Below are 13550 nucleotides of genomic sequence, written 5' to 3' on the forward strand. Positions count from 1 at the left end.
CTGTGGGCAAACATTGGACACGCAAAACATCAAGGAGGCCGCAGATGGCCACGAGAGGAAAATCAGGACCTTCCGCACAGGGCGAGCACGGTGCGAACGAAGCGGCGACAAACGGCAACGGCGCGATTCCCGAGCATGGCGACAGCCCGTCACCGGCACGCGGGCAGGGGGCCGCAACGATCGCACCGCGCCCGGCGCAATTCATGATCGCGCCGCAACAGCAACCCGGGCTTGCGACCTTCAGCATCGATTTTCTGACCCAGCAGCTCACCAGCAGCCCCGACATCGAAGTGGTGAAGACGGTGCCTGCGCCGCGCCTGTTCGGATTTCAGAGCGCGGATCTCGGGCAAGTGCCGCTCAGTCCGCTGGTCCTCGCCAAGATGACTCCCGACAAGGCCAGGGTGCTGCAGACCCAGGCAGGAGAGCGTTGCGCGGTGGAGCGTGACGAGCGGCTGACCTACATGCTCGACCCGACGACGCCGCAGCTTCCCAATCCGGGGGTGCTGACGCCGCTGGCCGACGGCTTCACTGCGACCATCGAAGTCCTGGGCCAGGACGGCCCGCTGCCCGGCGCCGAAGTCTACGTGTTCGGCAGCATGTGGCCCGCACAGGCCATCACCGACGCCACGGGCCGCGCCACGGTGACGCTCCAAGGCGAAACTCCCGAGACCATCCGCTCGATCCTGGTCAAGCCGAAGATCGACTACTGGACCTTCTGGCTCGATCGTCCGCAGCTCGTTCCCAACAATGTCAACCGGATCGTCGTGAGGGCGCTCGGCGCGGTCCTGCGGAGCTTCCCCGGCCAGCAATTGACCGGTTGGGGTGAGCGCGCCATGGGCCTCGATCGCGTGCCGCCGTCCTTTGATGGCGCCGGTATCAAGATCGCGGTCATCGATTCCGGCCTGGCGCCGACCCATCGCAACCTGCGCGGCATCACGGAAGGCACCAGCATCGTCGGCAATGACAAGGCGGCCTGGACCGTCGACACGATCGGCCATGGCTCGCATTGCGCCGGAATCATCGCCGGCGGCCCCATCGGCTCCGGCGGCGGAATCCGCGGCTTCGCTCCCGCGGCGGAAATCCATGTCTGCCGCATCTTCCCGGGCGGCCGGTTCAGCGATCTCGTATCGGCGCTCGATTATTGCATGGAGCATGGCATCGACGTCGCCAATATGAGCCTCGGTGGCGGCGAGCCCTCGCGGATCATCGAGGAACGAATCGTCCGCGCCAAGGAAAGGGGCATGGCCTGTATCATTGCTGCGGGGAATTCCTCGGGGCCGGTGCAGTTTCCGGCTTCGACGCCGCATTGCCTGGCGGTCGCCGCGTTGGGCAAGTGGGGCGAGTTTCCCGAGGATAGCTATCATGCGCAGCAAGCCCTCGACGGTTTCCAGAGCCGCGATGGATATTTTCCGGCCAAGTTCTCCTGCTTCGGCCCGGAGATCGACGTCTGCGCGCCGGGTGTGGCGATCGTCTCATCGCTTCCCGCCGACGGTTTCGGTGCATGGGACGGTACCTCGATGGCGACGCCGCATGTCACCGGCCTGGCCGCGCTTGTGCTGGCGCACCATCCGGACTTCACCAAAGGCAGCTTCCAGAATCGCGATGCACGCCGGGTCGAGCGGCTGTTCCAGATTCTGAAGGAAACCGCGACGCCGCTGCAATTCGGTGACCCGAATCGTGCCGGCGCGGGACTGCCGAACGCGATGCGGGCGCTCGGCCTGGAAACCGGAATCGCTCCGGTTGCCGCCGCTGCGTCTGGAACCGATCCCTCGCTGGCAGCGCTGCGTCGCCTGCTTGGATTGCGGCCGGTCGAAGCGCCGAGCATGATTCCGGCGGGCGCGATGACGCCACAGTCCATTGGTCCCATGCCGAACGGTTCGAGCCACGTCGCGCGCGGTCCGGCCCAGGTCGCCAATGGAATCGCCCCCATGATGATGGATCCCGATCCAGCTCAGATCCGGCAGCTCATGCACAAGGTCGGATTGCTGTAACGCGCGTCCTTGTGGCCTTGAACGCGGGGCACGGCACCAGCTGTGCCCCGCGCGTTTTCTGACGCGGAGCGATCATTGCGACAGCTTCACGAAATCTGAAAATTTCAGATTTCGTACCAGCGAGGCTGACATGGCGAGTATGCTTCGTTGGTGCTTTGGGCGACACCAAATGCCCTGTGTCGCCACGCCGTCAACCCCTCGCCGCAAAAATATTCCTCTTTACCGAAATTCGGAAATGGCGTATGTGTCGGCCATCCCGGCTCACCAGGAGGGGCGATCTCGAGGTCGTCTTGATCGCGAGCCGGGCTTGCGGTGGACGCGGCAGCGTCGGCATGAGAGGTGCGGGCAGGGCGGGTAGTCCCTGTGAGCCCGTGGCCGCGTGTAGACGAACGGCGCTGCCAGGCTTCGTCTCGTCTGTAAGTTTCGCAGCTTCGTCGACAGGGCTGGGAATACTGCAGGTGAAATGGCGGGCCGTGCGTACGGCAAAACCGTGTGGTCCTGGCCGTCGTTGCTACGGTCAAGCCGGATCGAAGATGTGCGCGAGCCCAACCGGGCGGACGGCATCGTCAATTCGAACGGCGAGGGAGGCCAGAAGGACATTCGGCTCCCGGGAGAGCGCGGCATAAGCCGTCCGACCATCGCGCAGGGAAGGCCGAGTGATCGGCACCACCTGTATGCTGCTGTGCGGTTCTTCTGCGTGTGCATTTTGCGCAGCAGACCGCGGGTGCGTTGTCAGCACCCGGCCTTCCCTGCGCCCTCTTGGATATAAGGGTGCGAAGATGAAGCAAAGCTCGGGCGAATTCAGCCGCGAGAACGAGAAGGCGTGTCTATGAGTCGAGGTATCTGCCACAAACGCGATCTCGTAGGGTGGGCAAAGCGCAGCGTGCCCACGCGCCTATCGCCGCATCGGACAGATCGTGGGCACGGCGCAAGGGCGCCTTTGCCCACCCTGTACCCTTCTAGCGTTCGGAGGCCAGTCAGTTGGTGTAAGCTGGTCGGCCGGGCCGATCCGCCGGGAGCCGCCTTGCCCACCTGTGCCTTGAGCACCGACGTAGGACCCGCGCCCTCATTCCTTTGTTCGGCCGCTTGTGACCATTCCTTCGTCCCGACCTGCCGAGCCCAACAGCGCGGCGCGCAGCCGCTGTCCAGGATGCCATCGGCACCGGCGTAGCCGGCGCGAAGCGTCCTGGACTGCGGTGAGCACCGCGCTACCCTGGTCCACCAAGGCACGAAAGCTCTTGACCAAGGCTAGGAGGTCCTACGGCCTGCGTGTCACAACCTCGATCTCGTAGGGTGGGCAAAGCGCAGCGTGCCCACGCGTCTATCGCCGCATCGGACAGATCGTGGGCACGGCGCAAGGGCGCCTTTGCCCACGCTACGGCTGTGCGGTTCTTCTGCGTGTGCATTTGCCTCTTGAACGAGAGGGTGAAGTGGTCAAGCAAAGCTCGGGCGAAAATCGTCGCGAGGCTGCGAAGTCGTGCCCCAATCCCTGAATTCCCCACACAGCCATGATCAGCGTCCGAGGGACGCGTGATTCAGCACGTCTCCTTGGCCGCTTCGGCTCATGTCTTCAACTTTGCCGGCATTCTGTTCGGCCTCGTACACGACGCCGATGGTCCGGAGGATGCTGGACGGATTGACGCTGATCGAGTCGATCCCAAGCTCGGCCAGAAACCGTGCGATCTCTGGATAGTTCGCCGGCGCCTCGCCGCAGATGCCGATATGGCGGCGGTTGCGCTTGGCGCCGTCGACGGCGAGTCTCAGCATTTCCAGCATGCCGGGATCGCGCTCGTCGAAGTCGAAGGCGACGATGTCGGAATCCCTGTCGACCCCAAGCGTGAGCTGGGTCAAATCGTTCGAGCCGATCGAGAAACCGTCGAACAGCTCCGCGAACCGGTCGATCAGGATGACGTTGTTGGGAATCTCGCACATCACGTAGATCTCGAGCCCGTTCTCGCCCTGCTTCAACCCATGCTGGGCCATGGTCTGGATGACATTGCGGGCTTCCTCGACGCGCCGGCAGAACGGAATCATGACCTTCAGGTTGATCAGGCCCATGTCGTTGCGGACCCGCCGCAATGCGGCGCATTCCAATGCAAAGCCCGCGGCATAGGCCGGGTGGGCGTAGCGGGCCGCGCCGCGGAAGCCGAGCATCGGGTTCTCCTCCCGCGGCTCGAAATCGGCGCCGGCTGTGAGATTGGCATATTCATTGGTCTTGAAATCGGACAGGCGAACGATGACCGGACGTGGGAAGAACGCAGCAGCGATCGTACCCACGCCCTCCGAGAGGCGCTCGACGAAGAAGTCCGAGGGCTTCTTGTAGCGCCGGGTGATCTGCTCGATCAATCGCCGGTCCTTGGCGGATTTCACCTGCTTCGGCTTGGCCAGCGCCATGGGGTGAATGCCGATGTGCTGGTTGATGATGAATTCCATGCGCGCCAGGCCGACGCCGTCGTTCGGCATCATGGCGGTCTTGAAGGCGAGCTCCGGATTGCCGAGATTGACCATGATCCCAGTGCGCGGTTTCTTCAGCGCACCGGTCGCGACTCGCTCGACGTCGAAGGGCAGGCGGCCGGCATAGACATGGCCGATATCGCCCTCGGCACAGGATACGGTCACGTTGGTGCCGGTCTTCACCTTTCTGGTGATGCCTTCGATCCCGACCACGGCGGGAACGCCGAGCTCGCGGGCAACGATGGCGGCATGGCAGGTTCGGCCGCCATGCTCGGTGACGATCGCGGCAGCGATCTTCATGACCGGCTCCCAGTCCGGGCTGGTGGCCGGCGCGACCAGGACCTCGCCCGGCTTGAAGGCGCGCAGATCCTGCCTCTTTCTAATCAGCCGGACCTTGCCGGCCGCGATCTTCTCGCCGACGGCGCGGCCTTCGCCGAGCACCGCCGCGGCATTCGGCTTGAGCACATAGTTCTCCAGCGCCTCGGACGTGCGGCGGGATGCAACCGTCTCGGGCCGGGCCTGGATGATGTAGAGCTTGCCGTCGGTGCCGTCCTTGGCCCATTCGACGTCCATCGGCCGCGGATGTCCCGCCTTGTCCGAGTAATGGCTCTCGATGACGATCGCGCTCTCGGCGAGGCTGAGGACATCATCGTCCGAAATGCAAAGGCTCTCGCGCTCGCGGCGCGACGTCGGCACGTTGCGGGTGGTGGTGCGACCTCGCGCGTAGATCATCTTCTTGTCCTTGGCGCCGATCCGGCGCGACAAGACCGCGCGGAAGCCTGCGTTGAAGGTCGGCTTATGGACATAGAACTCGTCCGGCTCGACGGCGCCCTGCACGATGTTCTCGCCCAACCCGTAGGCGCCGGTCACGAACACCACGTCGCGAAAGCCGGATTCCGTATCGAGCGTGAAGATGACGCCGCTGGAGGCGAGGTCCGACCGGACCATCTTCATCACGGCGACCGAAAGCGCGACCTTGAAATGATCGAAGCCGTTGTCGATGCGGTAGGAGATCGCGCGGTCCGTGAAGATCGAGGCAAAGCAGCGGCGGCAGGCCTCGAACAGCGCGCGTGCGCCGCGGACGTTGAGAAAGCTGTCGTGCTGTCCGGCGAAGCTCGCGTTCGGCAGGTCCTCGGCGGTGGCCGAGCTGCGGACCGCCACCGCAACGTTCGGCCCGTATTCCTGCTCGAGCTGCCGATAGGCCTCCGCAACTTTCTGCCTGAGGTCGGCGAGGTCCGTCGCGGCGTACACGATGTCCCGCGCCGCGGCACCCCGCCGGGCGAGGTCCGCGATATGCCGCTTGTCGAGGCCCGCAAGCAGCTTGCGCAACTCTTCCCAGGCGCCTTGCTGCAGGAGAGCGGCGCGATAGGCGGCAGCCGTCAGCGCAAAGCCGTTCGGCACCGAGATGCCGCGCCGCGACAGCATCGAATAGAGCTCGCCGAGCGAGGCGGTCTTGCCGCCGACCATGCCGACATCGTCCAGGCCGAGATCCTCGAACCAGCGAACATAGGGGTTGCTGCTCATCTGTTTGCTCCGCATTGCAGTCGAGGGTGCCGTCGGGACGCGATCCTCATCGGCAATGTGGCGGGAGGCGGGGCGTACGGTGTTGCGAAAGATCAATGGCGGCGCCAGCTAGGTTTCCTCGATCACCACCTGCTCGGCCAGCCGTTCGACATCCGCGGTCCGGCACAGCTCGGTGCCGGGATGGAGCAGGGCAGCCGCGCCCGCTGCCATGGCGTAGCGGAAGGCGGCGCCCAGATCGGTGCCGGAGGCGAGCCGCAGCACCAGCGCGCCGAGAAAGCTGTCACCGGCTCCGACCGCGCTCAGCGGCTTGATCGGCAGGGACTTCGCTTGCCATGTGCGGTCCCGGGTCACCAGCGCCGCGCCGAGATGTCCCATGGTCAGCGCGACGATCGACGCTTGTCGCGTCTCGACGATGCGTCGGGCGGCCGCCACCCATTCACCGGCGTCCTGAGGTTCCGTTCCCGTCAGTTCGCGCATCTCGCGCAAATTCGGCTTGATCAGGTCGACGCCTTCGGCGACTGCTGCGGCAAGCGCCGCGCCCGACGTATCGAGAATGATCTGGGACCTGTGCCGCTTGGTGATCGCCGCCAGGCGTGCATAAAAATCGTCGGGCACTCCGCCCGGCAAGCTGCCGCTTGCGACCACTATTCGGGGAAAAGGATCGAGCGAGGCGACCAGCTGCAGGAACTCAGACCATTCGCGGTCAGTGAGTGTCGGCCCCGGAAGGATGAAGCGGTATTGCAAAGCAGTTGACTGCTCGTGGACAAAGAAATCCTCCCGCGTCTCCCCCGCGATCCGGAAGGTCTGGCTGTCAACGCCCTCCGCGTCGAGCAGGCGGCGCAGCAGATCGCCCGTCCCGCCGCCCACCGGATAGATCGCGCGCACGCCGCGGCCGCCGAGCCGCTTGATCACGCGCGCGACATTGATGCCGCCGCCGCCAGGGTCGCGCCGCTGCGAGGTACCACGCAGCTTCGCGACGGGAACGATCTTTTCGACCGAAGTCGACACATCGACCGCGGGATTGATCGTGACGGTGGCGATGTCCGGCATGACCTTGTCTGTATCCACTTGGAGTCAGAATATCGTCCCGCAATGATGGGCCAGCCTGGAGCGCTCATCTGCCTTCGATTAGCTTCGCAGGATATCCCGGCACGGCAGCGCCAGTTTAATCTGGATCAAGGCCGATGTTGCGCCGTCGGTCGGTTGAAGAATCGAACCGAGGAGTCTTTGCCGCAAGGCGCGACTAGGAACTCCGGGCGCGCCCGGCGCTTGAATCGGCGGGCCAGAGTCGCCGTCGATTGCTGGCCTGCACGGCCCGCCTCCAAAGCCCCCATGCCCCCCAGGGTGGGCCGTGCGTCACCAGAGGAGACATCATGTCCGACCCGACCGAGCAAGAGATCAGAGAACGTGCGCATCGCCTGTGGGAGCAGGCCGGCAAGCCTGAGGGCCGCGACGACGAGTTTTGGCAGGCCGCCGAGCAGGAGCTGCGCAACGAGGACAAGTCCAATACGTTGCGGACGCCGGATACGTTGTGACCGACAAGACCTGCCCATTCTGCGGGGGTCTGGGATGGGTCTGCGAAAATCATCCGCTCCGGGCCTGGAGCGAACAGCTCGGCGGCTGCCGCTGCGGCGAGGGCATGCCCTGCACCTGCAACACGACCGAAGATCCGGAGATACGCGTGGTGATCGTCGAAGCGGACACGACGTGGCACTGAACCGGGTCGGCCCGTTTCCCGTGCGATGCGAGCTGCCGCTCGGGGAACAGAGCATCCAGGACGGGCATTCAGTGTCTGAACAGCACGGGCTCCAAAAAATATCCCTTTCCCACGGCAGTGTCGGCGGTGGACGAGCAGAAGAAACTAGAGCACCAGATCGAATTCGCAACGCGAGCGGCCGCGCTCGTCAAGGACGAAACCACCGGGCAGCGCTTCCGAAGCTTTGCCGAGGAGCTGAAGCGAAAGCTCCGTCGCATGATGCGGCGCGGCAAGGTGCGCGCGCGCGCCTACGAGCTTTGGGAGCAGGCTGGCCGGCCGGCCGGTCGAGAGCTGGAGTTCTGGCTCCAAGCGGAACGGCAGATCGAGGACGAGCGCGAGGAGCGGAAGAGTTCCGACGCGTCCTCGAAGCGATAGCAGCGCGCCCAATCCGGCTCGATCACCGGATTCTTGCGAAGTCGTCAGGCCTGGACTTGACTGGTGTCCGCATTTTCGGTGCTGCGTCGCAATAGTGCGGCGCTGCAACGAAGAAAAGGCCGCCGGGCTCCTCACCCTGGCGGCCTCGAAAAGTTCGTAGCTGTTGATTGCCTCCGCAGCCTCACGCGTACCGCCGTTACCTTGTTTGCGGCCATGCACGATATTTGTAGGCCATGGCGCATGATTCGCCTGTGACCTGAAGCACACAATGGAAAAAGTATGTGGCTGCCAGCGGCGGCAATATGGCTTGCTTCGCAACGACGATGTGGAGGCGGCGAGCGCTACATCCTGCTCTCGTGCCCCGGACGCAGCGCAGCGTCACTTCGACGGTGCGCTGCTGAGCCGGGGCCCATGTCACGGTGCCGCAGCGCCATAAGCGCGTTCACGCGTCATCGACGCGCTATGCGCGTTGCAGCTTGTCCGTGACAACGGACTACACCCGATACCACGCCGCCAGATTCCACGTCGTGACGTCCCAGCCCGACATGTCGACCATGAGGTTGTTGACGTGGGCGTTGACGACGTTGCGGGACAGCAGCGGCAGGAACACATGCGCCTCGCAGAAGGTCTCGTCGACCTTGATCAGCAGCGCGGCGCGCTTGGCCGGATCGAGCTCGTTCTGCGCGGCCTTGTAGGCCTTGTCGGCTTCGGGATCCGACCAGCGCGAGATGTTGCGGCCGAGCCATTTGTTCTCCTTGCTGGCGATCTCCCAGGAGACGCACTGGTTCAGGAAGCGCTCCGGATCGGGCTGCGGCTGCGTGGTGTTGTACATCTCCATGTCGGCATAGAATTTCGAGTAGGTGTCGGGGTTGCCGACGTCCGAGGAGAAGAACACCGAGGCGGTGACCGCCTTGATCTCGATCTCGATGCCGGCCTTGTCGCAGGCCTGCTTGATGATGGCCTGAGTCTTCTGGCGCGGCGCGTTGGTCGAGGTCTGGAACACGTATTTGAGCCTCTTGCCGTCCTTCTCGCGGATGCCGTCCGCGCCTTTCTTCCAGCCGGCCTCGTCGAGCACCTTGTTGGCCTTGTCGATGCTGAACTCGTATTTCAGCTTGGGCGACTTGAACTGCTTGGGTGCGTTGACGAAGCTTGCGGTGGCGATGCCGCCGCGGCCGTAGATGTATTTCTGGATCGAATCGCGGTCGATCAGCAGGTTGATCGCCCGGCGCACGGCCGGGTCGGACAGCGTCGGATGCTTGGTCTTGGCGTTCGAACGCTCGCCGTCGACCTCGGTCCACGGGTCGGTCGTGTTGAGGATGATGAACTCGACGTTGCCGGACGGCGTGATGTCGAGCTTGCCCTTGCCGCTCGCCTCCATGCGCTTGAGGACCTCCTCCTCGACCTGCATGTTCCAGGCGAAGTCATATTCGCCGGTCTGCAGCACGGCGCGCGCCGCCGACACCGCATCGCCGCCGCCCTTGATCTCGAGCGTGTCGAAATGCGGCTGGTTCTTGATGTGATAGTCGGGATTGCGTTCGGCGCGGATCAGGTCGCCGGGCTTGAACTCGACGAATTTGTAGGGGCCGGTGCCGACCGGTTTCAGATTGGCCGGCGCCTCGCGCGACTTGGCGCCGGTATAGTCGCCGAAATGATGTTTTGGCAGGATCGGGCCGACCGAGCCGACGAACGGGTCGGCCCAGAACGGCGTCGGCGCCTTGAAGGTCACCTTGACCGTATGGTCGTCGATCTTGTCGACCTTGATGTCCTTGTAGGATCCCGTGGTGTAGGCCGCCGTCGCGAGATCGGCGGCGTAAACCCAGGTGAAGACGACGTCGTCGGCGGTGAAGGGCTTGCCGTCATGCCATTTGACGCCCTGCTTCAGCTTCCAGATCACGCTCGTGCCGTCGGCGGCAAGGCCGCCGTTCTGCTTGGTCGGGACTTCGGCGGCGAGGCAGGGGACCAAATTGCCCTCCCTGTCCCAGCCGGCGAGCGGCTCGAAGAACACGCGCGAGGCCATCTGGTCCTTGGTGCCGATCGCGAAATGCGGATTGAGCAGGGTCGGAGCCTGCCAGAACAGCAGCTTCAGCGGGCCGCCGCCGCCGGCCTTGGTTGGCTTGTACGGCAGCGTGGCATTCGCCATCGCGACGTCGTGCCAGACCAGGATCTGGCTCGCGATCGGGGCCGCGATTCCGAGCGCGGCCACCTTTTGCATGAACGATCGCCGCGACAGCGTGCCTTGCTTTACCTGTCCGACCAGACCCCGGATTTCGTTCTCGTTCATCAGATGACCCCTCCAGCTCGAAGACAAATCGTCGCTGGCAACCATCATGTTGCATCGGGCGTCAGGCGGCAATGCCGGCAGAGCTGCCCTGCGACGAAATGACGACGTGGAGGGCCGGGATCTGGACCGGCGCCTGAGAAACCAGGCGACGATCTAGTGCGAACTCATGTGAACCTGGGGAAATTCCAAGGCCGCGCCGCAGCCCTAACGCGGTCACTCCCGGCGCGGTGCTGCCGAGCTAGTAGGCGTTCTGCCGAAAGCCCGGCGCACGGCGATCCCGGCGGGCAGGCTTTATGGATGCGCCTCGCGGATGAGCCTTACATTTGAGTGCTGCGCAATGTCCGCTTGTCTCGAGCCGCGGCTACCGACATCATCGGGCGGCCATCCTCGTCCGACAGGGGTCGCATGAAACGTTTTGCAAACCTGAAACGCCTGGGATTTTTCACGCGGCTGCTCGACGAGGCTCCGCCGGCGGACCGCTACCGCTTCGCGGCCGAGCAGATCGTGCACGCTGAAAAGGCGGGCCTCGATTCCGCGTGGATTGCACAGCATCATTTCCACGAACGTGAGGGCGGCCTGCCGTCGCCCTTCACCTTCCTCGGCTACGTCGCTGCGCAGACCTCGCGCATCCGCCTCGGCACCGGCATCGTCACGCTGCCGCTGGAGAATGCGGTGCGGGTGGCGGAGGACGCCGCGGTGCTCGATCTCCTCTGCAACGGCCGCTTCGAGCTCGGCGTCGGCACCGGCGGCAATCCCTCGGCGTTCGCCGCCTTCGGCCTCGACAGCGCCCAGCGCAACGAGATCTTTGCCCGCAATCTCGAGGTCGTCCGCACCGCGCTGGTCGGCAAGCCGCTCGCGGGCGGCGACACGATCTATCCGCAGCGGCCGCAACTGGACAAGCGGATCTGGCAGGCGACCTTCTCGGTGGCCGGCGGGGCGCGCGCCGGCAAGGCCGGCGATGGCCTGTTGCTCTCGCGCACCCAGCCGCGAACCAAGGAGGCGCCAAACGCGACCCTCGCCGAGATCCAGAACCCGGTGATCGATGCCTATCTGGACGCGCTGCCCCAGGGGGCCGAGCCGCGCATCATGGCCTCACGCAGCGTCTTCGTCGCCGACGATCATCGAGAAGCAATGCGGCTCGCGGACATTGGTCTGCGCCGCGCGCTGCCGCAATTCCTGCAGGGCGGTCACGCCAAGCCGGGCGAGACACTGGAGGAGATGATCGCGGCGTTCGACACCCATGTCGGCAATGCCGATCACGTCATCGCCTCGCTGCGGGCCGATGTGACGCTGGAGCGGGTGACCGATCTCGTATTCCAGGTGCATTCGGTCGATGCGCCGCACCCTCACGTCCTGCGCTCGATCGAGCTGGTCGCCGAGAAGGTCGCGCCGGCGCTGGGCTGGACCCGGCCGGCGGGCGAAGTGGCGCTGGCGCTCTAGCCGGAATGGATGTGCTCGCGTTGCACCAAATTATCTCGTATCAGGCCGACGCTGCGCGCGCGACCGGCGCGGCCGGCAGATCATCGCCGTTGGGGTCGCCCGGCGCGGTGGCCCAGGCCAGCTCCACCAGCGTCACGATGCGGCGGCCGCCGCCGTCGAGCTGGACCACGATCAGGCCCTGCTCCTCCATGTAGCCGAGCAGCCGCTGCGCCCGGCGCAGCGAATGCGAGCCGTAGGCCCGCGCGATCGCGGCGTCGCCGGGACAGGGCCAGCTCTCCTTGGCCGCGCGTGCGATCATCATGAACACGCCCTGCATGTCCTCGGGCAGAATCGACGCGCGCAGTGACACGTCCTGCCAGGCGTCGTCTTCGGTGAGATCGGTACCAAGCCCGGCGCGCGCATGCGTCAGCATGCGGCGAAATTCATTGAGGTCGGGCACCGCCGAGCCGAGGCCCTCGATGCGGCAGCGGACCACGAACTCCTGGTAGAGCACGCCGATGGCGCGGAAGCCCGCGTCGGGCGCAGCGAGCACGGCCCGCAGCGTACGGTCCACGCGCTCGCGCCGCTCGGCGAGCTCCTCGGCGCTGACCGGCACCTCGACCACTTCCGGCTGGATCACCGGGGCGGCGGCCTTCGCGGCACGAAGCTGCTCCAGCAGATCGGGCGCCGGCCGGCGCTGCGGCCGGCTGGCATCGGGCGGCGGCGCGGCCAGGATCACGGCGCGCGCATCCTCCAGCGTCGCTTCGGGCAGCGGCATCAGGCGTGGCGTCGAGTTGCGCGGAGAGGTGTCGGTCGGGCCGATGTTGAGACGCAGCGGACGGCGCGACAGCGCAGGTCCGAGCGCCATGAACTGTCCGCGCTCGAGATCGCGAAACGCTTCGGCCTGCCGCCGCTCCATGCCGAGCAGGTCGGCGGCGCGCGCCATGTCGATGTCGAGGAAGGTCCGGCCCATCAGGAAATTGGAGGCTTCCGCCGCGACGTTCTTGGCGAGCTTTGCCAAGCGTTGCGTCGCGATGATGCCGGCGAGGCCACGCTTGCGGCCGCGGCACATCAGGTTGGTCATCGCGCCGAGCGAGAGCTTTCGCGCTTCGTCCGAGACTTCACCCGCCACCGCCGGCGCGAACAGCTGCGCCTCGTCGACGACCACGAGCATCGGATACCAATGGTCGCGGTCGACGTCGAACAGGCCGCCGAGAAAGGCGGCGGCGCGCCGCATCTGGTTCTCGGCGTCGAGACCTTCGAGATTGAGCACGGTGGAGACGCGGTGCAGTCGCGCGCGTTCGCCGGCAACCTGAAGGCCGCGCTCGGTGTGATCCTCGGCCTCGATCACCAGATGGCCGAAGCGCTCGGCCAGCGTGACGAAATCGCCTTCGGGATCGATGATGGCCTGCTGCACCCAGGGCGCACTCTGTTCCAACAGCCGCCGCAGCAAATGCGATTTGCCGGAACCGGAATTGCCCTGCACGAGGAGGCGGGTCGCCAAGAGTTCCTCGAGGTCCATGGCGGCCACGGCGCCCGCCGTGGTCTGCCCCATCCCGATCGCAACCGTCATGTCCCCGACTCAAGTCCTCGTCATTCGCGGACAGCGGCTTATCAATCCCATCGCGGCGCGTCGAGCGGCACGGGCTTGATCATTCGCGTTGCCCACGACGGCGTTCCGGTCCGATTCGATGTGCCGTAGAAGTGCGGGACGATAGGGGATTTGCGGATCGTCCTCGTTCGCGGGCAT

Annotated in this window: 9 protein-coding genes; 5 read left to right on the forward strand and 4 right to left on the reverse strand. The window is 65.4% G+C overall.

Annotation, left to right across the window (positions count from 1 at the left end; translation table 11 throughout):
• Window positions 1–44 precede the first annotated feature (44 nt).
• Window positions 45–1991, forward strand: coding sequence for a S8 family serine peptidase (locus DCM80_RS19045; RefSeq protein WP_257193090.1), 1947 nt, complete (start codon window positions 45–47; stop codon window positions 1989–1991).
• Between the two features lie 1512 nt (window positions 1992–3503).
• Here the strand turns inward: DCM80_RS19045 and ppsA are convergent.
• Complete coding sequence (gene ppsA, locus DCM80_RS19050) at window positions 3504–5969, reverse strand: phosphoenolpyruvate synthase (protein ID WP_257193091.1); 2466 nt, start codon at window positions 5967–5969, stop codon at window positions 3504–3506.
• 108 nt (window positions 5970–6077) lie between these two features.
• Window positions 6078–7019, reverse strand: a complete 942-nt coding sequence (locus DCM80_RS19055) for a 1-phosphofructokinase family hexose kinase (protein WP_257193092.1) — start codon at window positions 7017–7019, stop codon at window positions 6078–6080.
• Between the two features lie 323 nt (window positions 7020–7342).
• Between DCM80_RS19055 and DCM80_RS19060 the strand changes: the two genes are divergently transcribed.
• From DCM80_RS19060 to DCM80_RS19070, 3 genes are all read left to right on the forward strand, one after another.
• On the forward strand, window positions 7343–7504 hold the full coding sequence (locus tag DCM80_RS19060) for a DUF2934 domain-containing protein (RefSeq protein WP_257176858.1): 162 nt from the start codon (window positions 7343–7345) through the stop codon (window positions 7502–7504).
• The gene (locus DCM80_RS19065; protein WP_257193093.1) at window positions 7501–7686 is read left to right on the forward strand and encodes a hypothetical protein; all 186 of its coding nucleotides are present in this window, start codon (window positions 7501–7503) and stop codon (window positions 7684–7686) included. The genes DCM80_RS19060 and DCM80_RS19065 overlap by 4 nt, the downstream gene beginning before the upstream one ends.
• A 126-nt stretch (window positions 7687–7812) precedes the next feature.
• A complete protein-coding gene (locus tag DCM80_RS19070) occupies window positions 7813–8100 on the forward strand; it encodes a DUF2934 domain-containing protein (RefSeq protein WP_257193094.1) in 288 nt (95 codons plus the stop codon).
• Window positions 8101–8593: 493 nt separating this feature from the next.
• Here the strand turns inward: DCM80_RS19070 and DCM80_RS19075 are convergent, their stop codons facing one another.
• Complete coding sequence (locus tag DCM80_RS19075; protein WP_257193095.1) at window positions 8594–10381, reverse strand: peptide ABC transporter substrate-binding protein; 1788 nt, start codon at window positions 10379–10381, stop codon at window positions 8594–8596.
• A gap of 405 nt (window positions 10382–10786) precedes the next feature.
• On the opposite strand from DCM80_RS19075, the gene DCM80_RS19080 reads away from it, so the two are divergent.
• Entirely contained in the window at window positions 10787–11821 is a 1035-nt protein-coding gene (locus DCM80_RS19080; RefSeq protein WP_257193096.1) for a putative FMN-dependent luciferase-like monooxygenase, read from the forward strand.
• 40 nt (window positions 11822–11861) lie between these two features.
• Here the strand turns inward: DCM80_RS19080 and DCM80_RS19085 are convergent, their stop codons facing one another.
• Window positions 11862–13373, reverse strand: a complete 1512-nt coding sequence (locus DCM80_RS19085; RefSeq protein WP_257193097.1) for an ATP-binding protein — start codon at window positions 13371–13373, stop codon at window positions 11862–11864.
• Window positions 13374–13550 lie beyond the last annotated feature (177 nt).

This window comes from Bradyrhizobium sp. WBOS08 (assembly GCF_024585125.1).
GTDB classification, from domain to species: Bacteria; Pseudomonadota; Alphaproteobacteria; order Rhizobiales; family Xanthobacteraceae; genus Bradyrhizobium; species Bradyrhizobium japonicum_B.